Origin of the sequence: Pseudomonas sp. NCHU5216 (assembly GCF_052156495.1) — a bacterium.
Lineage (GTDB): Bacteria > Pseudomonadota > Gammaproteobacteria > Pseudomonadales > Pseudomonadaceae > Aquipseudomonas.
This window is the reverse complement of the sequence record NZ_JBQLIX010000015.1, coordinates 26970-47996: the sequence shown is the minus strand read 5'-3', so window position 1 is coordinate 47996 and position 21027 is coordinate 26970. Positions and strand designations below refer to the sequence as shown.

The following is a 21027-nucleotide window of genomic DNA, read 5'->3' as shown; positions in this document are numbered from 1 at the left end:
AGCAGGGCTCGCTCCTACGCGCAGACTCAGATTCCCAGGCTGGCCCATAGCTCGTCGACGCGCGCCACCACGGCCGGATCCTTCTCGATGGCACGGCCCCATTCGCGGGTGGTTTCGCCCGGCCACTTGTGCGTGGCGTCCAGGCCCATCTTCGAGCCCAGGCCGGAGACGGGCGAGGCGAAGTCGAGGTAGTCGATCGGCGTGTTGTCGATCATCACCGTATCGCGTTTGGGATCCATGCGTGTGGTAATCGCCCAGATCACGTCGTTCCAGTCCCGTGCGTTGATATCGTCGTCGGTGACGATAACGAACTTGGTGTACATGAACTGTCGCAGGAACGACCACACCCCGAGCATGACGCGCTTGGCGTGACCGGGGTACTGCTTCTTCATGGTCACCACCGCCATGCGGTAGGAACAGCCTTCCGGCGGCAGGTAGAAGTCGGTGATCTCGGGGAACTGCTTCTGCAGGATCGGCACGAACACTTCGTTCAGCGCCACACCGAGAATCGCCGGCTCATCTGGCGGCCGGCCAGTGTAGGTGCTGTGGTAGATGGGGTCGCGGCGACGGGTGATGCGCTCGACGGTGAACACCGGGAAGGTGTCCACTTCGTTGTAGTAGCCGGTATGGTCGCCGTAGGGGCCTTCCGGCGCGGTTTCGCCGGGATGGATCACCCCTTCGAGCACGATCTCGGCGCTGGCCGGTACCTGCAGCTCGCTGCCACGCGCCTTGATCAGCTCGGTGCGATGGCCACGCAAGAGGCCGGCGAAGGCGTACTCGGAGAGGGTATCGGGCACCGGGGTGACGGCGCCGAGGATGGTGGCCGGGTCGGCGCCCAGCGCGACGCACACAGGATAGGGCCTGTCCGGGTACTTCTGGCACCAGTCGCGGAAGTCCAGCGCACCGCCACGGTGGCTGAGCCAGCGCATGATCACCTTGTTGCGGCCGATCACCTGCTGGCGGTAGATACCGAGGTTCTGCCGCTCCTTGTTCGGCCCCTTGGTAATGGTCAGGCCCCAGGTGATCAGCGGCGCCACGTCGCCCGGCCAGCAGTGCTGGATCGGCAGCTTGCCCAGGTCGACGTCGTCGCCCTCCTCGACCACTTCATGGCAGGGCGCGTCCTTGACCACCTTGGGCGCCATGGAAATCACCTTCTTGAAGATCGGCAGCTTGCTCCAGGCATCCTTGAGGCCCTTGGGCGGCTCCGGCTCCTTGAGGAAGGCCAGCAGCTTGCCGATTTCACGCAGCTCGGAGACGTCCTCCGCGCCCATGCCCAGGGCCACGCGCTTGGGCGTGCCGAACAGGTTGCCGAGCACCGGCACGTCGAACCCCGTGGGCTTGTCGAACAGTAGCGCCGGGCCACCCTTGCGCAGGGTGCGGTCGCAGATTTCGGTCATTTCCAGAATGGGCGAAATCGGGGTCTGGATACGCTTGAGTTCGCCGCGCTTTTCCAGTTCACGGATGAAGTCGCGCAGGTCGCGATACTGCATGCAGGAGCCTCGTGTCGGACAGGCTTGAGTGACCGCAAAGTTTAGCGCCGAAGTGGGGCTTTCAGAAGGCTTGAAAGCCTTCAGATACGACAAGGCCGGGTTTCCCCGGCCTTGTGGCAGTGCAATCGGATCGTAGCGAGCGGAGGTCAGGCAAGGCGCAACGACCAACGGGAGTAACAGCCAAAGGCTGGCCCGAAGGGTGAGCGCCAGCGAATCAAACAGGCGAGAGAGCGGAGTGTACGACTGTACATGAGCATCTCGAGTCTGTTTTTAACGCAGCATCACCTTCGCGCAGTAGATCCTCTTATTTGCGCTTCATCGACAGGAAGAACTCGTCGTTGGTCTTGGTCGCTTTCAGCTTGTCGATGAGGAATTCGATGGCGGCGATTTCGTCCATCGGGTGCAGCAGCTTGCGCAGGATCCACATGCGCGACAGCTCTTCCTCGCCGGTCAGCAGCTCTTCGCGACGGGTGCCGGACTTGTTGATGTTGATGGCCGGGAACACACGCTTCTCGGAAACACGGCGATCGAGGATCAGCTCCATATTGCCGGTGCCCTTGAATTCCTCGTAGATCACTTCGTCCATCTTCGAGCCGGTTTCGATCAGCGCGGTGGCGAGGATGGTCAGGCTGCCGCCTTCCTCGATGTTGCGCGCAGCACCGAAGAAGCGCTTGGGCTTCTCCAGGGCATGGGCGTCGACACCACCGGTGAGCACCTTGCCGGAGCTGGGGATCACGGTGTTGTAGGCACGCGCCAGACGGGTGATGGAGTCGAGCAGGATGACCACGTCCTTCTTGTGCTCGACCAGGCGCTTGGCCTTCTCGATCACCATTTCGGCGACCTGCACGTGGCGGGTCGGCGGCTCGTCGAAGGTGGAGGCGACCACTTCGCCGCGCACGGTGCGCTGCATCTCGGTCACTTCTTCCGGGCGCTCGTCGATCAGCAGGACGATCAGATGGCACTCGGGGTTGTTGCGGGTGATGTTCGAGGCGATGTTCTGCAGCATGATGGTCTTGCCCGCTTTCGGCGGAGCGACGATCAGGCCGCGCTGGCCCTTGCCGATCGGCGAACAGAGGTCGATCACGCGGCCGGTGATGTCCTCGGTGGAGCCGTTACCGGCTTCCATGGTCAGGCGCTGATTAGGGAACAGCGGCGTGAGGTTCTCGAACAGGATCTTGTTCTTGGCGTTTTCCGGGCGGTCGAAGTTGATGCTGTCGACCTTGAGCAGGGCGAAGTAACGCTCGCCTTCCTTCGGCGGGCGGATCTTGCCGACGATGGTGTCACCGGTACGCAGGTTGAAACGGCGGATCTGGCTGGGCGAGACGTAGATGTCGTCCGGGCCGGCCAGGTAGGAGGAGTCGGCGGAGCGGAGGAAGCCGAAACCGTCCTGGAGAATCTCCAGCACACCGTCGCCGCCGATCTCTTCGCCGCCCTTGGCGTGCTTTTTCAGCAGGGCGAAGATGATGTCCTGCTTGCGCGAACGGGCCATGTTTTCCAGGCCCATCTGTTCGGCCATGTCCAGCAGTTCGGCAATCGGTTTTTGCTTGAGTTCGGTCAGATTCATAGGAATGACGTAATCATTTAAGAGAGGAAAGAAGCTGTTAGCTTGAGAGGCCGCGCCGCAGGAAGGCGACAGGATCGCGAACGAATTCGTATTGGAATGAATCTGCGACGGCATGCAGAGGGCTGCCGGGAGATGGCAGCGAGGCCGAATGTAACACCGTGAAAAAACAGCGTCTAGCCCGAAAAACGAAAAAGCCCCGAGAAATACGGGGCCTGCAAAAGGCTACGCAGGGTGGGTGGCGCTTTTCCATCCCCCCCTTGCCACGCCATGGTGGATCGATGAAGCGTGATCCACCCTAGCGCTTACGACTCAGATGTTGCTGTCGAGGAAGGCCGCCAGTTGCGACTTGGACAGGGCGCCGACCTTGGTGGCCTCGACGTTGCCGTTCTTGAACAGCATCAGGGTGGGGATGCCACGCACGCCGTACTTGGGCGGAGTTTCCTGGTTCTCGTCGATGTTCAGCTTGCAGATCTTCAGCTTGCCCTGGTAGTCCTTGGCGATCTCGTCGAGCACCGGCGCGATCATCTTGCACGGGCCACACCACTCGGCCCAGTAGTCGACCAGAACCGGACCTTCAGCCTGGATGACGTCCTGATCGAAGCTGGCATCGCTGACGTTGGTGATGAATTCACTCATTGGAAATCTCCGTATATTCGGAAGCAAAAAATTGCCGGGAGAAATTTTTGACGTCGCTTGCGACGGCCCGAAGGTTAGCTGCCAACGATGGCAGGTAACCAAAAGTGGCGACATCATAGCCCGGCTTGCCTGACACCGAAAGGCACTGGCGATTGAGCCGCCCAATAGTTTCAATCACCCAGCGTGATGAAAGCGATACCCGTGCGCAACGCCGCCGCACGAATGTGCTGCTGCATGGCCTTTTGCGCCGAGCCGGCGGCATGCCGCGCCAGGGCCTTGAGGATCTTGCGGTGCTCCTGCCAGGTTTCCATGGCCCGCTCCGGGCGGATGAACGGCAGCTTCTGGCTTTCCAGAAAGATGTCCGCGCTGGAGGTGACCAGGGCGAACATCGCCTGATTGCCACTGGCCGCCAGAATGCGCTGGTGGAACTCGAAATCCAGCCGCGTGGCCTGCTCGAAATCCTCGGCGCGCAGTTCGCGACGCATCTGCTCGACATTGTCTTCGAGCAGATCCAGCTCCTCGGCTGTCAGGGTGCCGGCGGCCAGGCCACAGGCGAAGCCCTCCAGAGCAAAGCGCAACTGGAAAGTATCGGCCGCCGACACCTGTGCGGCGAAGGGCCAGACGAAGCCCGCACCGGCCTCCACCTTGGGCGCCTGCTGGACGAACACACCCTTGCCGGCCTGCACGCTGATCAGCCCCAGGGCGCTGAGCGACGACAACGCCTCGCGCAAGGAGGCGCGACTCACACCCAGGCGCTCGGCCAGATCACGCTGCGACGGCAGCGCATCGCCAGGGCGATAGCCACCCTCCTCGATCAGGCGGCGGATCGCCTGCAGGGCATATTCGGGTACCGCGCGGGGAGCAGAAGCATGCATGGCTGTTCGGGCCGGTCAGTCCAGTGGTGCCGCCTTTGTAAGGCCTGAAGCCCATGCCAGGCAAGCGATGCGCCCTTATGGATCGGCGCAGGCATGTCGTGCACCAAGATGACCCAGAAAGGCATCTGACCGATCAATCAATTTTGCCAACTGTTCAGACCAGTAAGACCTTGTTTCTACGCATACGCATCGACAGAACCCTCATTTTCGTTGGACTTGGCACAGGCGATGCAATGCCTCCGCCAAACCGAAAAGCTGAATTTTCAGTTCATACCTGGGGAGATCGACATGCGCAAAATCCACCGCACCCTGCTGGGCACCCTGTTCGCCGCACTGGCCTTCGGCGCCAGCACCGTTCACGCCGATGCCCTCGAAGACATCGGCAAGGCCGGCGTATTGAAAGTCGCCGTACCGCAGGATTTTCCGCCTTTCGGCTCGGTCGGCCCGGATCTCAAGCCGCGCGGCCTGGATATCGACACCGCGCAACTGCTGGCCGACAAGCTGGCGGTAAAGCTGGAGCTGACGCCGGTCAACAGCACCAACCGCATCCCCTTCCTCACCACCGGCAAGGTGGATCTGGTGATCTCCAGCCTCGGCAAGAACCCCGAGCGTGAAGCGGTGATCGACTTCTCCGCGCCCTACGCCCCGTTCTACCTCGGCGTGTTCGGCCCGGAGGACGCCAGCATCGCTAGCCTCGATGACCTGGCCGGCAAGACCATCAGCGTCACCCGTGGCTCGATCGAGGACATCGAACTGAGCAAGGTCGCCCCGCAAGGCGCCACCATCAAGCGCTTCGAGGACAACAACTCGACCATCGCCGCCTACCTGTCCGGCCAGGTCGATCTGATCGCCAGCGGCAACGTGGTAATGGTGGCCATCTCCGAGAAGAACCCCAAGCGTATGCCGAGCCTGAAACTCAAGCTCAAGGATTCGCCGGTGTACGTCGGCGTGAACAAGGATCAGGCCGCCCTGCTGGCCAAGGTCAATGCCATCATCGCCGCCGCCAAGGCCGACGGCAGCCTCGACGCGATCAGCCAGAAGTGGTTGAAGCAACCGCTGCCGGCCGACCTCTGAGCCGCGCGGGGATCTGAGCCATGGCGTACCAGTTCGACTTCGCCGCCGTCCTGCAGCACAGCGACCTGCTGCTGCAGGGTGCGGCCTTCACCCTCGGCCTGACGGCGATCGGCACCCTGCTGGGGGTCGGTCTCGGCATCGTCGGGGCGATACTGCGCGCCTGGCGCATCCGCCCGTTCGACCGCATCTTCGGTGTCTACGTGGAGCTGATCCGCAACACGCCGTTCATCGTCCAGTTGTTCTTCATCTTCTTCGGCCTGCCCTCGCTCGGCGTGCGCCTGGGCGAGTGGGAGGCCGCCGCGCTGGCCATGGTGATCAACCTCGGCGCCTATTCCACGGAGATCATCCGTGCCGGCATCCAGGCCATCCCCCATGGCCAGCTCGAAGCGGCCTCGGCACTGGCCATGAACCGCTTCGAGATCTTCCGCCACGTGGTATTGCGCCCGGCGCTGGGCAAGGTATGGCCGGCGCTGTCGAGCCAGATCATCATCGTCATGCTCGGTTCGGCGGTGTGCTCGCAGATTTCCACCGAGGAGCTGTCGTTCGCCGCCAACTTCATCCAGTCGCGCAATTTCCGCGCTTTCGAGACCTACCTGATCACCACCGCGCTGTATCTGCTCATGGCCATCCTCATTCGTCAGTTGCTGGCCTGGGTCGGCCGTCGCTTCATCATGGGAGCCCGTTGATGGACTTCACCCTCTGGGACATCCTGCGCAACCTGCTCACCGGCCTGCAATGGACCTTGCTGCTGTCGCTGGTGGCCTTCGTCTGTGGCGGCATCGCCGGGCTGCTGGTGCTGCTGGCTCGCCTGTCGCCACTGTCGGCGCCACGCATTCTCGCCCGCGGCTATATCGAACTGTTCCAGGGCACGCCGCTTTTGATGCAACTGTTTCTGGTGTTCTTCGGCATCGCCCTGCTCGGCGTCGACGTGTCGCCCTGGCTGGCTGCGGCCACGGCGCTGACCCTGTTCACCAGCGCCTTTCTCGCCGAAATCTGGCGCGGCTGCGTCGAGTCGATCAGTCGCGGTCAGTGGGAGGCCGCCGAAAGCCTGGCCATGAGCCGCCTGGAAACCCTGCACCACGTCGTGCTGCCACAGGCATTGCGCATCGCCGTGGCGCCCACCGTCGGCTTCTCCGTGCAGGTGGTCAAGGGCACCGCAGTGACCTCGATCATCGGCTTCACCGAGCTGACCAAGACCGGCAGCATGCTGGCCAACGCCACCTTCGAGCCGTTCATGGTCTACGGCTTCGTCGCCCTCGGTTACTTCCTGCTCTGCTACCCGCTCTCGCTCGCTGCATACCGCCTGGAAAGGAGGCTGAATGTCACTGCTTAACGTCACCGCCCTGCACAAGCACTACGGCGACAACCACGTGCTCAAGGGCATCGACCTCAAGGTGGAGGAAGGCGAAGTGGTCGCCATCATCGGCCGCAGCGGCTCGGGCAAGAGCACCTTCCTGCGCACCCTCAACGGCCTGGAATCGATCGACGAAGGCGTGATCGAAGTGGACGGCGAATACATCGACGCTGCCCGCGCCGACCTGCGCAGCCTGCGGCAGAAGGTCGGCATGGTGTTCCAGCAGTTCAACCTGTTCCCGCACCTGACCGTTGGCGAGAACGTCATGCTGGCACCGCAGGTGGTGAAGAAGACGCCACGCAGCGAGGCCGAGAAGATCGCCCGGCAGATGCTCGACCGCGTCGGCCTGAGCGAAAAGTTCGACGCCTATCCCGAACGCCTGTCCGGCGGCCAGCAGCAGCGCGTGGCCATCGCCCGCGCCCTGGCCATGTCACCCAAGGTGCTGCTGTGCGACGAGATCACCTCGGCGCTCGACCCGGAGTTGGTCAACGAGGTACTGGCGGTGGTCAAGCAACTGGCCAGCGAGGGCATGACTCTGATCATGGTCACCCACGAGATGCGCTTCGCCCGCGAAGTCGGCGACAAGCTGGTGTTCATGCATCAGGGCAAGGTGCACGAGATCGGCGATCCCAAGGAACTGTTCGCCGCCCCGCAAACCGAAGAGCTGCGCAACTTCATAGGCTCGGTGAACCTGTGAACGCGCTGACGCCCCTACCGCTGCGCATCGAGGCCTTGACCCGCGAAGCCTTCGCCCCCTTCGGCGAGGTGATCGAAACGGCAGGCGCCAAGGCCTTTCCGATCAACGCCGGTACCACCACGCGCTACCACGACCTGGCGCAGGTGGAGCTGGCCGGCGAGGCGCCACGCCCCCTGGTGAACATCTTCGAGGGCAAGGCCTGGCACGCGCCCATCACCATCGCCATGCTCGAACGCCACCCGCTGGGCAGCCAGGCCTTCTACCCGGTGGATGGCAGCCGCATGCTGATCGTCGTCGCCCCGCCCGGCGAGCTGGACGAGTCGCAGATCCGCGCCTTCATCAGCGCACCGGATCAGGGCGTCAACTACGCCCGTGGCACCTGGCACCACCCGCTGCTGTGCCTGGAATACCCCGGCCGCTTCCTCGTGGTCGACCGTGGCGGCGCAGGAAACAACTGCGACGAGCAGGTGCTGAAGCAGCCCCTTCAAGCACTGAACCTCGGGTAATCACAGGTCTAGACCAGATTCCTGCGACATCCGAATGCGTTGGCTCATGCGCTCAGTCGTGGCAGGATGGCGCCGTTATCGAACGAGATGCCGTCATCATGCCCCAAGCCCCCGCCGAGAATTTCCCTCTGATCGCCGCCATCGACCTGGGCTCGAACAGTTTTCATATGGTGCTGGCCAAGGCCGACAACCATGAGATTCGTATCCTCGAACGCCTCGGCGACAAGGTACAACTGGCTGCCGGCCTGGACGATGAGCGTCAGCTCAGCGAGGAAGCCATGCAGCGCGGCCTGGACTGCCTGCGCCGTTTCGCCCAGTTCACCAACAGCCTGCCGGAAGGCGCGGTGCGCATCGTCGGCACCAACGCCCTGCGCGAAGCGCGCAACCGCGCCGAGTTCATCCGCCGCGCCGAGGAGATTCTCGGCCACCAGGTCGAGGTGATTTCCGGGCGTGAGGAAGCACGCCTGATCTACCTGGGCGTGTCCCACAGCATTGCCGATACTCCCGGCAAGCGCCTGGTGGCCGACATTGGCGGCGGCAGCACCGAGTTCATCATCGGCCAGCGCTTCGAGCCGCTGCTGCGCGAGAGCCTGCAGATGGGCTGCGTGAGCTTCACTCAGCGCTATTTCAAGGACGGCAAGATCACCCCGGCACGCTATGCCCAGGCCTACACCGCCGCCCGCCTGGAACTCATGGGCATCGAGCAGGGCCTGCGCCGTCTCGGCTGGGAAGATGCCGTGGGCGCCTCCGGCACCATCAAGGCCATCGGCCTGGCGATCAAGGCGGCCGGCCTGGGCAATGGCGAGGTCACGGTCGAGGGCCTGGCCTGGCTCAAGCGCAAGCTGTTCAAGCTGGGCGAGGTGGAGAAGATCGAGCTGGACGGCATCAAGCCGGATCGCCGCAGCATCTTCCCCGCCGGCCTGGCGATTCTCGAAGCCATCTTCGATGCCTGCGAAATCCAGCGCATGAGCCATTCCGAAGGCGCCCTGCGCGAAGGTGTGCTCTATGATCTGCTCGGCCGTCATCAGCACGAGGACGTGCGCGAGCGCACCCTGGCGGCCTTCATGGAGCGCTATCACGTCGACGTGGATCAGGCCGCACGGGTCGAGGCCAAGGCGCTCTCGGCACTGGACAAGGTAGCCGCCGACTGGAGCCTGAACGACGACTGGCACCGCGAGCTGCTGAGCTGGGGCGCCAAGGTGCACGAGGTAGGCCTGGACATTGCCCACTACCAGTACCACAAGCACGGCGCCTACCTGATCGAACACTCCGACCTGGCCGGTTTCTCCCGCCAGGATCAGCAGATGCTCGCGCTGCTGGTGCGCGGCCACCGGCGCAATATCCCCAAGGACAAGTTCGCCGAGTTCGGCGAGGAAGGCGTGAAGCTGATGCGCCTGTGCGTACTGCTGCGCTTCGCCATCCTGTTCCACCACATCCGGGGCACCCAGGACATGCCGCAGGTGCAGTTCAAGGCAACGGAAAATGGCCTGGAGATTCGCTTCCCCGAAGGCTGGCTGGCAGCCAACCCGCTGACCCAGGCGGACTTCGAGGCCGAGGCGGAGTGGCTCAAGCGCATCGACCTGACGCTGAGCGTGTGCTGATCACCTTCTGAGTCAGAATCAGTCCCCGTAGGGTGCGCCGCGCGCACCGGGACTCGGGCAGTAAGCGCAGGACGGAGGAAACCCGCCGCCCGCCGTTATCAGCAAGCGATGCCGCGCGGGTTGGTGAGCGATCGAGCATTGGCGCAGGAAGATGTGCGCCTTCAAAGAGCCACAGCACGCGGCCTTTCACACCCTCTCCCGCCCTTCGGGCACCCCGCTCCGCGCCCCGGCCTGATCGCCAGCGATCAGGCGCTCATCGGCGCAGGAAGCAGTGCTTTCAAAAAGGCGCGTCTTCGCCCCGCAAGCGGGAGAAGGGCTATGGCACCTCTATGCCCTCTCCCGGCCTACGGCCACCCTCTCCCGCAAGCGGGAGAGGGTCATCAGAAGGCTGCTCGCAGCCGCTTTTATCGTGTCACCAGCACTGGCGCGGTGAGCTTTTCCATCAGGCTGCCCTGGGCATTGCGCGAGTTCTGGTTGCCGGTGGGTTGCTGGCGCACGTAGCGGCCGTCGGACTGCAGCACCCAGGCCTGGGTGTTGTCGGTCAGGTAGGCCTCCAGCTCCTTCTTGACGCGAGTGATGAGCTTCTTGCCTTCCACCGGGAAGCAGGTCTCCACGCGCTTGTCGAGGTTACGCTCCATCCAGTCGGCACTGGACAGGTAGACCAGCTCGTCACCGCCATTGAGGAAGTAGTAGACCCGCGTGTGTTCGAGGAAGCGGCCGATGATCGAGCGCACCTGGATATTGTGCGACACCCCCGGCACCCCAGGACGCAGGCAGCACATGCCACGCACCACCAGTTCGATCTTCACCCCGGTCTGGCTGGCCTTGTACAGCGCGCGGATCACCTTGGGGTCGGTCAGCGAGTTGAACTTGGCGATGATGTGCGCCGGCTTGCCTTCGGCCGCAGCGGCGGTTTCCTTGGCGATCAGGTCGAGCAGGGTCTTCTTCAGGGTGAAGGGCGCGTGCAGCAGCTTCTTCATGCGCAGGGTCTTGCCCATGCCGATGAGCTGACTGAACAGCTTAGCCACGTCCTCGCCCAATGCCACGTCGGCGGTGAGCAGGCTGTAGTCGGTATACAGGCGGGCGTTGCCGGCGTGGTAGTTGCCGGTGCCGAGGTGGGCGTAGCGGCGAATCTCGCCGTTCTCGCGGCGCAGAATCAGCATCATCTTGGAGTGGGTCTTGAGCCCCACCACCCCGTAGATCACCACGGCACCGGCGGCCTGCAGGCGGCTGGCCAGAGCCAGGTTGGATTCCTCGTCGAAGCGCGCACGCAGCTCGATCACCGCGGTGACTTCCTTGCCGTTACGCGCCGCTTCCACCAGGGCGTCGACGATCTCCGAGTTGGCCCCGGAGCGGTACAGGGTCTGTTTGATCGCCAGGACGTGCGGATCCTTGGCGGCCTGGCGCAGCAGGTCGACCACCGGAGTGAAGGACTCGAAGGGGTGCAGCAGGAGGATGTCCTGCTTGCTGACCACGCTGAAGATGTTCTCGGCGTTCTGCAGCGGCTTGGGGATCACCGGGGTGAACGGCGTGTACTGCAGTTCAGGATGACTGTCGAGACCGGTGATGGAGAACAGGCGGGTCAGGTTGACCGGGCCGTTGACCTGGTACAGCTCGTTCTCGGTCAGGCCGAACTGCTTGAGCAGGTGGTCGCTCAGGTGTTTCGGACAGGTGTCGACCACCTCCAGACGCACCGCATCGCCATAGCGCCGCGAGAACAGTTCGCCACGCAGAGCGCGGGCCAGGTCTTCGACATCCTCGGCGTCCACCGACAGATCGGCGTTACGGGTCAGGCGGAACTGGTAGCAGCCCTTGACCTTCATGCCGGGGAACAGGTCGTCGGCATGGGCGTGGATCATCGACGACAGGAAGATGAAGTTGTCACCCGGGCCACCCACTTCCTCCGGCACGCGGATCACCCGCGGCAGCAAGCGCGGCGCCGGGATGATGGCCAGCCCCGAGTCACGGCCGAAGGCATCGACGCCTTCCAGCTCGACGATGAAGTTCAGGCTCTTGTTCACCAGCAGCGGGAAGGGGTGAGTCGGGTCGAGACCGATGGGGGTGATGATCGGCGCGATCTCGTCACGGAAGTAACGCCGTACCCAGGTCTTGAGCTTGGTCGTCCAGTAACGCCGGCGGATAAAGGTGATGCCCTGCTTGGCCAGCGCCGGGAACAGGGTGTCGTTGAGGATGGCGTACTGGCGCTCCACCTGCTCGTGGACGATCTCGCTGATGCGCGCCAGCGCCTGGTTCGGCTGCAGGCCGTCGGCGCCGGCCTGCTCGCGGGCGAAGTTGATCTGCTTCTTCAGGCCGGCGACGCGGATCTCGAAGAACTCGTCGAGGTTGCTGGAAAAGATCAGCAGGAACTTCAGGCGTTCCAGCAAGGGGTAGGACTCATCCAGCGCCTGCTCCAGCACGCGGATGTTGAACTGCAGTTGCGACAGCTCGCGGTGGATGTACAGGCTGCTGTCATCCAGGCCAGGCACGGGTGGCGGCGGCGGGGTTTCCACCACGGGTGGTTCGGCGACCACCTCCACGGGAGCCGGGTTGTTGCTGTCGAGTGCTTCGCTGTTGAGTCCTTCGGTATTCATCGGTTGGGTTCCGGTTCCTGAGGGCGTCATCGCCCCTGTTGTAACAGTTCTGCCGCACGCACGGCGAAATAGGTGAGGATGCCATCGGCACCGGCACGTTTGAAGGCGGTGAGCGACTCGAGGATCACCGCCTCGCTCAGCCAGCCGTTGCCGATGGCGGCCATGTGCATGGCGTATTCGCCACTGACCTGATAGGCGAAGGTGGGCACCTTGTAGGCCTCCTTCACGCGCCAGACGATGTCCAGGTAGGGCATGCCCGGTTTGACCATGACCATGTCGGCGCCTTCGGCGAGGTCGGCGGCCACTTCATGCAGCGCCTCGTCGCCATTGGCCGGGTCCATCTGATAGGTGTTCTTGCTGCCCTTGCCGAGATTGGCGGCCGAGCCGACGGCATCGCGGAACGGGCCGTAGTAGGCGCTGGCGTACTTGGCCGAGTAGGCCATGATGCGCACGTTGACGTGATCGGCCAGTTCCAGGGCCTCGCGGATGGCCTGGATGCGCCCGTCCATCATGTCCGATGGTGCCACTACCTGAGCACCGGCCTCGGCATGGGACAGCGCCTGCTTGACCAGGGCATCGACGGTGATGTCGTTCTGCACGTAGCCGTCTTCGTCGAGGATGCCGTCCTGACCGTGGGTGGTGAAGGGGTCGAGGGCCACATCGCTGATCACCCCCAATTCGGGGAATTTCGCCCGCAGCGCACGGATCGCGCGCTGGGCGATGCCGTCCGGGTTCCAGGCCTCACTGCCATCAAGGGATTTCTTCTCCAGCGGCGTGACCGGGAACAGCGCCAGCGCCGGAATGCCCAGCTCCACCCAGTGCTCGGCTTCCTTGAGCAGCAGGTCGATGGACAGGCGCTCCACGCCCGGCATCGACGGCACGCTCTCGCGGCGATTGTCGCCGTCGAGGACGAAGACCGGCAGGATCAGGTCGTCGACGCTCAGGCGGTTCTCGCGCACCAGGCGGCGGGAAAACTCATCGCGACGGTTGCGACGCAGGCGAGTGGCGGGGAACAGGCGGTTGGCGGGGGTAACACTCACGGCAGACTCCAGAGCCCGCAGCAGCGGGCCAGTGTGACAGGTTATAGACCCTGTTCACGATTTCGCGAGCTAGCACTAGGCAGGACGCAACGACCAACGCAAGGCACAGCCAGAGGCTGGCGCGAAGGACGAGCGTCAGCGAATCGGACGGCGGAGCCCTGACACAGGAGCATTCCAGCCTGTCCTTGACGCAGCAGGGCCGACGCGCAGCAGATCGTGAATAGGTTCTACGAGCATTATGACCATTTGATGACGATCGAATGACCGCATGCGACGGCGCGTCGCACGGGCAGTGGCCCATTGTTACACGTCACGCCACCTTCCGGGCTCTTCGCGGTCGGAGTAGTCTGCATCACCCCCTCCATGAGCGCAGCACATGCTACATGACCTGATACAGCAGTTCGGTTACCCGGCGCTGGTACTTGGCACCTTTCTCGAGGGCGAGGTCTCGTTGCTGCTGGCCGCTTACATGGCCGTGCGCGACCTGCTGGACATTCAATGGGTAGCGCTGTGCGCCTTCCTCGGCGCCTTCGCCAGCGATCAGCTCTGGTACTACCTGGGGCGTCGCCATGGCCGCGCCCTGCTGGCGCGCAAGCCTCGCTGGCAGCCGCTGGGCGACCGTGCCAGCGCGTTGATCCAGCGCTACCCGGATCTGTGGGTGCTGTCCTTTCGCTTTCTCTATGGCCTGCGCACGGTGATGCCGCTGACCATCGGCCTGTCCGGCTATTCCTGGCGCCGCTACCTGCTGCTCGACGCCATCGGCGCGGGCGCCTGGGCTGGCGGCATCAGCCTGCTGGCCTACAACCTGGGCAACGCCATGGGCGGCCTGCTCGAAGAGCTGCATCACTATCAGATTCTGCTGCTGGCGGCCGTGGCGCTGCTGCTCGCCCTGGCCTGGCTATACCGATGGCGTCAGCGCCGGCGCGGCTGAACGACGCGCCAGCCAGATACCAAACAGACTGGCCAGGCTGTAGACGGCCAGCCAGCCCCAGGCAGTGACATCCGGCGTCAGCATGGCCAGACGCTCGGCCAGCCACAAGGCTGGCAGGTTGAGCGCCAGGCGCAGCCATTCCAGACGCAGCGCCCAGCCACGGTTCTCCAACCAGACGCCCATGCTGTAAAGGCCCAGGGCAATCCAGGCACAGCCCAGCAGCGCGGCGCTCAGCGATAGCGCGTCACCTTGGCCCAGCAGCCAGACGCCGGCCAGCAGGTAGCAGGCGAACTGCAGCAGGGCGTAAACCTGCGCGCCAATGCCCAGCGGCACCTCGTACTTGCGGAACTGGCCGAGGTCGGGCTTGGCCTGCGGATAACGCGCCGCCACGTCGGCCGGTCGCCAGCCGGTGGGCATGAACCAGATGCGCAACCGATCCCACCAGGACTGGGCTCGCCGCGCGTCGTGCCAGAGCCCGGCATACACCTGCAGATTGGCCCACAGCGGGTTCCAGCTGGCCAATGGCACGGTCACCCCGAACACCACCGGATGCTCGTCCAGCTCCTCCTGGAAGGTGCCGAACAGACGATCCCAGACAATGAACACTCCGCCGTAATTGCGATCCATGTAGATAGGATTCTGCGCATGATGCACCCGGTGGTTCGAGGGCGTGATGAACAGCCACTCGAACCAGCCCAGCTTGGGGATATGGCGGGTATGCACCCAGAACTGATAGAGCAGGTTCAGCGCCGCCACCGAGACGAACACCAGCGGCGGCACACCAAGCACGGCCAGCGGCAGGTAGAACAGCCAACTGAAGAGAAAGCCGGTGCTGGTCTGGCGCAAAGCGGTGGAGAGGTTGTAGTCCTCGCTCTGGTGGTGCACCACATGGGCGGCCCAGAGCACGTTGCGCTCGTGACCCAGGCGATGGTTCCAGTAGTAGCAGAAGTCGTAGAGGACGAAGGCGACGAGCCACACCCACAGGCTGTTTTCGGCGAGCGGGAACAGCGCCAGGTGTTCCCAGGCGAAGGCGTAGGTGAGCAGGCCCACCACCTTGGTCAACAGCCCCGTGGCCTGGGACAGCACGCCGGCGCCGAGGCTGCTCAGGGCGTCGGCCAGGCGATAGGTACGCAGGCCGCGCAGGCGGTCGGCCAGCAGCTCCAGGGCGATGAGCAGAAAGAAGAAAGGCACTGCATAGAGGATGTAATTCATGACTGCGCCACGTTGTTGTACTTGTGCCGGGATTGGGCTGATATTCATCCTATGCGACCTGCCGTGCGGGTTCGCGTCACCAGGTGACAGTACAAGTGGCATTTGGCGACAGCGCACCCTTTGACTGACAACCAGCGCGCCTGCATCGGGCGCGCGATCTTCAGGAGTTCGACCATGAGCAAGAAAGTGGCAGTGATTCTGTCCGGCTGCGGCGTCTACGATGGCGCCGAGATCCACGAAAGCGTGATCACCCTGCTGCGCCTCGATCAGCGTGGCGCCCAGGTGCAATGCTTCGCCCCCAACGTGGCGCAGTTGCACGTGGTCGATCACTACAGCGGCGACGAGATGGACGAGACACGCAACGTGCTGGTGGAATCGGCGCGCATTGCCCGTGGCAACATCAAGGACGTCAAGGAACTGCATGTCGCCGACTTCGACGCGTTGATCCTGCCGGGCGGCTTCGGCGTGGCGAAGAACCTCTCCGACTTTGCCACCCATGGCGCCGGTTGCAGCGTGCAGCCCGACGTACTGGCCGCCTGCAAGGCCTTCGTCGACGCCGGCAAGGCGGTCGGCCTGATCTGCATTGCCCCGGCGCTGGCGGCGAAGATCTTCGGTGCCGGCGTGGTCTGCACCATCGGCAATGACCACGACACCGCAGCCGCCATGACCCAGATGGGTGCCGAGCACCATGAGTGTGCCGTGGACGAGATCGTCGAAGACACAGCGCGCAAGCTGGTCACCACCCCAGCCTATATGCTCGCCCAGTCCATCGCCGAGGCTGCGTCGGGCATCAACAAGCTGGTCGACCGCGTGCTGGAACTGGCCCACCACTGAATGGACCAGGCAGCGCATTGGTCGTAGCAGCGGGTTGATCCGCGCAAGGCTCTGGCTCGATGCCCGAGAAGATCGCGGATGAACTCGCTTCTCCCCCGCGACGAACCGCATACGCCGATCCGGCCATTGGCCAGGGCACTCCGGCAGTGCCTCTGGCCAAAGCTGCCGGGCTGCGGCAGCGTGCAAGGGAGCGTTCGCGGAGCCACGACCATGCCCCATGCCTTCACCCTCGATGCCGATCTGCAACAGGCGGTGATCGCCTTCTTCCAGCGCATTCCCTTCAACCGGTTGCTCGGCATCGAGATCGAGGGCCTGAGCGAAGAGCAGGTGTGCATGCGCCTGCCGATGAAACCGGAGCTGATCGGCAACTTCGTTCACGGCATCCTGCATGGCGGAGTGATCTCGTCGCTGCTGGATGTCTGCGGCGGCGCCATGGCCCTGATCGGCGCGTTCGCCAACCACCAGCACCTGCCGCCAGCGGAGCGCATGAGCAAGCTGTCCAAGCTGGGCACCATCGACCTGCGCATCGACTACCTGCGCCCCGGCCGTGGCCAGACCTTCATCGCCACCGCCATGCCGCTGCGTGCCGGCAACAAGGTGGCGGTGATCCGCATGGAGCTGCACAACGACGAAGGCGTGCTGGTTGCCGTGGGCACCGGCACCTATCTGTGTGGCTAGCGACTCCCGAATTTCATGCGAGAGCGTAGGGCGGACCGGGACGCCGGCCGCTCGTAGCGCCAGCGAACAGTCCGCCGGGCCATGACGAGTCCTGCACCACGACTCACGCCCAAAACTCCCGCCAACTGGCATCTGTAGGCGCCTACCTGCGTGGCTGAGATGGGTCTGTAGGAGCGAGCTCTGCTCGCGAAGCGCTTACCCCGCAAGATTCGCGAGCAGAGCTCGCCCCTACGGTTCGTCTTGCCCCAGGGGCAATCAGTGGCCTAGCGACTCAACCGCGTCAGGATCCGATCCAGGGCATTGGCGAAGGCCTGGCGATCCTTTTCCGCATACGGCGCCTGACCACCGCCGACCTGCCCCTGCTCACGCAGATCGGTGAACAGGTTGCGCACCGCCAGACGCTCGCCCATGTTGCGCTCGTCGAATTCGCGGCCGCGTGGATCCAGCGCCGCCACGCCCTTCTTCACCAGGCGGTCGGCCAACGGCACATCGCTGCAGATCACCAGCTCGCCAGGCATGGCATGTTCGACCAGATGATCGTCCGCCGCATCCGGGCCGCTCGGTACCACCACCAGTTTCACGCAGGCGAAGTTGGGCCGGGCGACGGCCTGACCAGCCACCAGCACCACCTCGAAACCCCGTTTGAGGGCGAACTTGACCACCTGATCCCGCGCCGCCCGAGGACAGGCGTCGGCATCTATCCATACGCGCATGGAGCACCTTCGACCAGAAAACCAGTGGCCAGTATGCCAGCTCAGGCGCTGTAGAACGGCTGGCAGCGCTCGCGCACGGCGCGCGACAGGTTGTCCTCGCTCAGCTCGATCAGATCCAGCTCGACTTCATCCGGCAGCAGCTCGGCCACCTGGGCAGCCAGACGCCGCTGACCCTGTACGTCAGCACCGGAAACCGCCAGCAGCAGCCGCGGCTGCGGGCCGATGGCCGGATCGCGCAAGGCGGCCAGGTAGGCTTGCCGAACCTTGAGCTGGGCACAGGCACTGGCCAGCGCCCGCTCCAGGGTGGGGTGACGCAGGGGAGCGACCGCCAGATCAGGGCTGTCGGCGTAGTGAGTGGAGGAAATCGTGGAGGACATGCGGGCACTCGGCAGAAGAATTGGAATCAGCCTAAGCGCTATCAGACAAGTTGTCGCGGAGCCGGTTCACGCTCTTTTGCGACGATAGTCCCAAAACCCAGCGCCTTGCCAGCGGGGCGAATTCACGAGCTGCGAATTCGCCCCAGCGGAACCTTCCCTCAGTCAGCCCTGGGCGATCAGACGACGCCGCTCGTTCAGGCGGCTACGCCCATAGAGCAGCGCGATACCCAACAGTGCCAGGCCCTGGGCCGAGAGGCTCCAGGCATCGGCATGAATGCCCAGCCAATCGAAGTCGAAGAACGGCACCGGCCGTGTACCCAGCACGCCAGCCTCCTGCAAGGCGGCCACGCCATGGCCGGCGAACACCACCGAGAGCACGCACAGCAGCACGGCATTGGCACCGAAGAAGGTGGCCAGCGGCAGCTTGCGCGAGCCGCGCAGGATCACCCAGGCCAGGCCGAGCAGCGCCACCAGTGCAGCGCCGGCACCGGCCAGCACTGCGCCGTGTCCGGCTGGGCCGGCCTGCAGCCAGAGGGTTTCGTAGAACAGGATGACCTCGAACAGCTCGCGGTACACCGAGAAGAACGCCAGCACGGCGAAGCCGAAGCGACCACCGCCGCCGACCAGGCTGCTCTTGATGTAGTCCTGCCAGGCAGCGGCATGACGACGATCGTGCATCCACACCCCGACCCACAGCAGCACCACGCTGGCGAACAGCGCGGTCACGCCTTCGAGCAATTCGCGCTGCGCGCCGCTGACATCGATGACGTAGGCCGCCACCGCCCAGGTAGCGACCCCGGCCAGCAACGCCAGGCCCCAACCGATGTGCACGCTGCGCACCGCCTGCTGCTGCCCGGTGTTGCGCAGGAAGGCGAGAATCGCTGCCAGCACCAGAATGGCTTCCAGCCCCTCACGCAGCAGGATCAGCAGGCTGGAGAAGAAGCTCAGCGAGGCGTTCATCGCACCGCCTTCGAGCAGGGCCGCCGACTTGTCCAGCTGCACCCGCGCCAGCTCCAGCGCCTGGGCGGCCTGAGCGACACTGGCACCGTCCTGGATGGCCTGGCGGTAGGCCATCAGCGCCTTCTCGGTGGTCTTGCGCTGTGCCGCATCGAGGTTGTCCAGCGCCCCTTCGACCAGCTCGAAGCCTTCCAGATAGGCGCCGACAGACAGGTCGTAGGCTTGCTCGACATGACCGTCACGGTAGGCCTGCAGGCTGCGTTCGAGGGTACTGCGCGTGTGTCCGATCAACTGCTGCGGGCCACGCTGCTGCACGGTCGGGTGGGCACGCTGAGCCCGGAAAGCCGCGACATCGCCACCGGCTGCGGCAATCTCCGCCGGCGTGCGCCCGGCCAGATCGGCCATGTCGAACGCTTTCTTGCCCTGCGCCGGGGCGGCGCTGAAACCGGCGATATAGGCGGCCAGGTCCCAACGTTGGCGATCATCCAACTGGTCGGCGAAGGACGGCATGTCGGTGCCTTCGATACCCAGGCCCAGGGTGTTGTAGAGGTCGTACAGGCTCAGCCGATCCATCCGCGCGGCATCGCGCAGGTTGGAGGGCGGCGGCTCCAGGCCGATACCAGCCGGGCCATCGCCGGCGCCGCTATCGCCATGGCACACCGAGCAATGCTGGGCATAGAGCGGCGCGCCGCGTTCGGGGTCGGGGGTGATGGCCGGCGTCTGCGCCACCTGATACAGCTCGGCCAGGCGCGCGCTGAGCTTGCGTGCCTGCTGGGCCACCTGCTCGCCCGGCTGATGCTGCTGCACCGCCTGCTGCAGCGCGGCGATGCCCTGTTCCAGCTCGCCGCGCTCGGCCTTGGCCGGCAATCCAGCCACCAGGCCTTGCAGCACGCCGAGAAACTCCAGTTGCTCGCGGTATTCGCCCGCGTCGAGCACCTGACCGTCGGCCACCGTGGCCGGGTAGTCGGCGCCGATATAACCGAGCAGGTGCAGGGCCTGGGCGGCTGCATCGGGCGACTCGGCCTGAACGGAGAAACTGCTGAATGCCAGGATGGAAAGCAACAGGCAGGGCAACAGGGAAAGATAACGACTCATCAATGCATTCCGAAACGCGAATGGATGGCATTAAATTGTTGCCGGCCTGCCCTGCGCAGACAAGAAAAATCTGAAATATTTGGTAACAGGCTGCCCGCTCGCTCCGAAAGGATCGAGCAAGCGCGGGTGCGTCAGACGGCGGCGCGCTTGACCGTTGCCAGCAGGCCGGCCGCTGCTGCGAAGAGGGCGGCGAAGCTGCGATTCATCATCCGTTGCTGACGCGGCGTGCGCAGCGCCCGCAGTACACGCGAGGCGAGGCCGGTATAGCCCGCCATGACGATCAGGTCGACGACGATCATGGTCACGCCCATCACCAGATACTGCGCCAGCAGCGGTGCATGGGGATCGAGGAACTGCGGCAGTACGGCGAGCATGAAGACGATGGCCTTGGGATTGCTGGCATTGACCAGGAAGCCACGCAGCACCAGTGTCAGCGGCCGGCCGATGGGGCGCTCGGTGGTACCGGCATCCAGCTCGCTGGGCAAGGCGGCCCATTGTTTGTAGGCGAGAAACAGCAGATAGACCACACCGAACCACTTGATCACGCTGAAGGCCAAAGCCGAGGTGGCGAGAATGGCGCCCACGCCAGCGGCGACGATGGCGATTTGCAGGGCCAGGCCCAGTTGCAGGCCCAGGGCATTCCAGTAGCCACGCCAGAAGCCATACTGCAGACCGGCAGACATCGAAGCCACGGCACCGGCGCCCGGCGACAGGCTGATGACCCAACAAGCGACGAAGAAGGCGAGCCAGGTTTCCATGGCCATGATGCAGTACCTCTGGGAGCTGAAGCGGTAGACGAGCG

Annotated in this window: 20 protein-coding genes; 9 read left to right on the top strand and 11 right to left on the bottom strand. The window is 64.3% G+C overall.

From position 1 onward, the window contains the following. Nucleotides 1-26: 26 nt before the first annotated feature. The 4 genes from ubiD to ACSVIK_RS12775 form a co-directional block, all read right to left on the bottom strand. A complete protein-coding gene (gene ubiD, locus ACSVIK_RS12790) occupies nucleotides 27-1490 on the bottom strand; it encodes a 4-hydroxy-3-polyprenylbenzoate decarboxylase (RefSeq protein WP_442444688.1) in 1464 nt (487 codons plus the stop codon). A 304-nt stretch (nucleotides 1491-1794) separates the two neighbouring features. Beyond that, on the bottom strand, nucleotides 1795-3054 hold the full coding sequence (gene rho, locus ACSVIK_RS12785) for a transcription termination factor Rho (RefSeq protein WP_442444687.1): 1260 nt from the start codon (nucleotides 3052-3054) through the stop codon (nucleotides 1795-1797). Nucleotides 3055-3363: 309 nt separating this feature from the next. Beyond that, entirely contained in the window at nucleotides 3364-3690 is a 327-nt protein-coding gene (gene trxA, locus ACSVIK_RS12780) for a thioredoxin TrxA (RefSeq protein ID WP_004373332.1), read from the bottom strand. 170 nt (nucleotides 3691-3860) lie between these two features. Then, nucleotides 3861-4565: a FadR/GntR family transcriptional regulator gene (locus tag ACSVIK_RS12775; RefSeq protein ID WP_442444686.1), complete on the bottom strand. Its 705-nt coding sequence runs from the start codon at nucleotides 4563-4565 to the stop codon at nucleotides 3861-3863. Between the two features lie 288 nt (nucleotides 4566-4853). On the opposite strand from ACSVIK_RS12775, the gene ACSVIK_RS12770 reads away from it, so the two are divergent. The 6 genes from ACSVIK_RS12770 (at nucleotide 4854) to ppx (ending at nucleotide 9797) form a co-directional block, all read left to right on the top strand. Next, a complete protein-coding gene (locus ACSVIK_RS12770; protein WP_442444685.1) occupies nucleotides 4854-5639 on the top strand; it encodes a transporter substrate-binding domain-containing protein in 786 nt (261 codons plus the stop codon). 20 nt (nucleotides 5640-5659) lie between these two features. Next, a complete protein-coding gene (locus ACSVIK_RS12765; RefSeq protein WP_442444684.1) occupies nucleotides 5660-6325 on the top strand; it encodes an amino acid ABC transporter permease in 666 nt (221 codons plus the stop codon). Beyond that, a complete protein-coding gene (locus ACSVIK_RS12760; protein ID WP_442444683.1) occupies nucleotides 6322-6972 on the top strand; it encodes an amino acid ABC transporter permease in 651 nt (216 codons plus the stop codon). Before ACSVIK_RS12765 ends, ACSVIK_RS12760 begins: the two co-directional genes overlap by 4 nt. Beyond that, complete coding sequence (locus tag ACSVIK_RS12755; protein WP_442444682.1) at nucleotides 6959-7690, top strand: amino acid ABC transporter ATP-binding protein; 732 nt, start codon at nucleotides 6959-6961, stop codon at nucleotides 7688-7690. Before ACSVIK_RS12760 ends, ACSVIK_RS12755 begins: the two co-directional genes overlap by 14 nt. Beyond that, nucleotides 7687-8196 (top strand): ureidoglycolate lyase, encoded by a 510-nt coding sequence (locus tag ACSVIK_RS12750; protein WP_442444681.1) that lies wholly within the window; start codon nucleotides 7687-7689, stop codon nucleotides 8194-8196. Before ACSVIK_RS12755 ends, ACSVIK_RS12750 begins: the two co-directional genes overlap by 4 nt. 98 nt (nucleotides 8197-8294) lie before the next feature. Then, nucleotides 8295-9797: an exopolyphosphatase gene (gene ppx, locus ACSVIK_RS12745; protein ID WP_442444680.1), complete on the top strand. Its 1503-nt coding sequence runs from the start codon at nucleotides 8295-8297 to the stop codon at nucleotides 9795-9797. A 404-nt stretch (nucleotides 9798-10201) separates the two neighbouring features. Here ppx and ppk1 read toward each other — a convergent pair whose 3' ends face one another. Together ppk1 and hemB are read right to left on the bottom strand one after the other, a co-directional pair. Continuing rightward, the gene (ppk1, locus tag ACSVIK_RS12740; RefSeq protein WP_442444679.1) at nucleotides 10202-12388 is read right to left on the bottom strand and encodes a polyphosphate kinase 1; all 2187 of its coding nucleotides are present in this window, start codon (nucleotides 12386-12388) and stop codon (nucleotides 10202-10204) included. Between the two features lie 26 nt (nucleotides 12389-12414). After that, the gene (hemB, locus tag ACSVIK_RS12735; protein ID WP_442444678.1) at nucleotides 12415-13428 is read right to left on the bottom strand and encodes a porphobilinogen synthase; all 1014 of its coding nucleotides are present in this window, start codon (nucleotides 13426-13428) and stop codon (nucleotides 12415-12417) included. 376 nt (nucleotides 13429-13804) lie between these two features. Between hemB and ACSVIK_RS12730 the strand changes: the two genes are divergently transcribed. Continuing rightward, nucleotides 13805-14359: a DedA family protein gene (locus tag ACSVIK_RS12730; protein ID WP_442444677.1), complete on the top strand. Its 555-nt coding sequence runs from the start codon at nucleotides 13805-13807 to the stop codon at nucleotides 14357-14359. On the opposite strand, the gene ACSVIK_RS12725 is transcribed toward ACSVIK_RS12730, so the two are convergent. Next, complete coding sequence (locus tag ACSVIK_RS12725) at nucleotides 14327-15571, bottom strand: sterol desaturase family protein (protein ID WP_442444676.1); 1245 nt, start codon at nucleotides 15569-15571, stop codon at nucleotides 14327-14329. The genes ACSVIK_RS12730 and ACSVIK_RS12725 overlap by 33 nt on opposite strands. Before the next feature lie 174 nt (nucleotides 15572-15745). Between ACSVIK_RS12725 and elbB the strand changes: the two genes are divergently transcribed. Beyond that, nucleotides 15746-16405, top strand: a complete 660-nt coding sequence (gene elbB / locus ACSVIK_RS12720) for an isoprenoid biosynthesis glyoxalase ElbB (RefSeq protein WP_442444675.1) — start codon at nucleotides 15746-15748, stop codon at nucleotides 16403-16405. 210 nt (nucleotides 16406-16615) lie between these two features. After that, on the top strand, nucleotides 16616-17083 hold the full coding sequence (locus ACSVIK_RS12715; protein WP_442444674.1) for a thioesterase family protein: 468 nt from the start codon (nucleotides 16616-16618) through the stop codon (nucleotides 17081-17083). A 263-nt stretch (nucleotides 17084-17346) separates the two neighbouring features. Here ACSVIK_RS12715 and ACSVIK_RS12710 read toward each other — a convergent pair whose 3' ends face one another. From ACSVIK_RS12710 to ACSVIK_RS12695, 4 genes are all read right to left on the bottom strand, one after another. Next, entirely contained in the window at nucleotides 17347-17796 is a 450-nt protein-coding gene (locus ACSVIK_RS12710) for a YaiI/YqxD family protein (protein ID WP_442444673.1), read from the bottom strand. Nucleotides 17797-17837: 41 nt separating this feature from the next. Continuing rightward, the gene (locus tag ACSVIK_RS12705) at nucleotides 17838-18173 is read right to left on the bottom strand and encodes an enhanced serine sensitivity protein SseB C-terminal domain-containing protein (RefSeq protein WP_442444672.1); all 336 of its coding nucleotides are present in this window, start codon (nucleotides 18171-18173) and stop codon (nucleotides 17838-17840) included. A 162-nt stretch (nucleotides 18174-18335) separates the two neighbouring features. Then, a complete protein-coding gene (locus ACSVIK_RS12700; RefSeq protein WP_442444671.1) occupies nucleotides 18336-20225 on the bottom strand; it encodes an FTR1 family protein in 1890 nt (629 codons plus the stop codon). 131 nt (nucleotides 20226-20356) lie between these two features. Continuing rightward, nucleotides 20357-20989, bottom strand: a complete 633-nt coding sequence (locus ACSVIK_RS12695; RefSeq protein WP_442444670.1) for a LysE family transporter — start codon at nucleotides 20987-20989, stop codon at nucleotides 20357-20359. Nucleotides 20990-21027 lie beyond the last annotated feature (38 nt).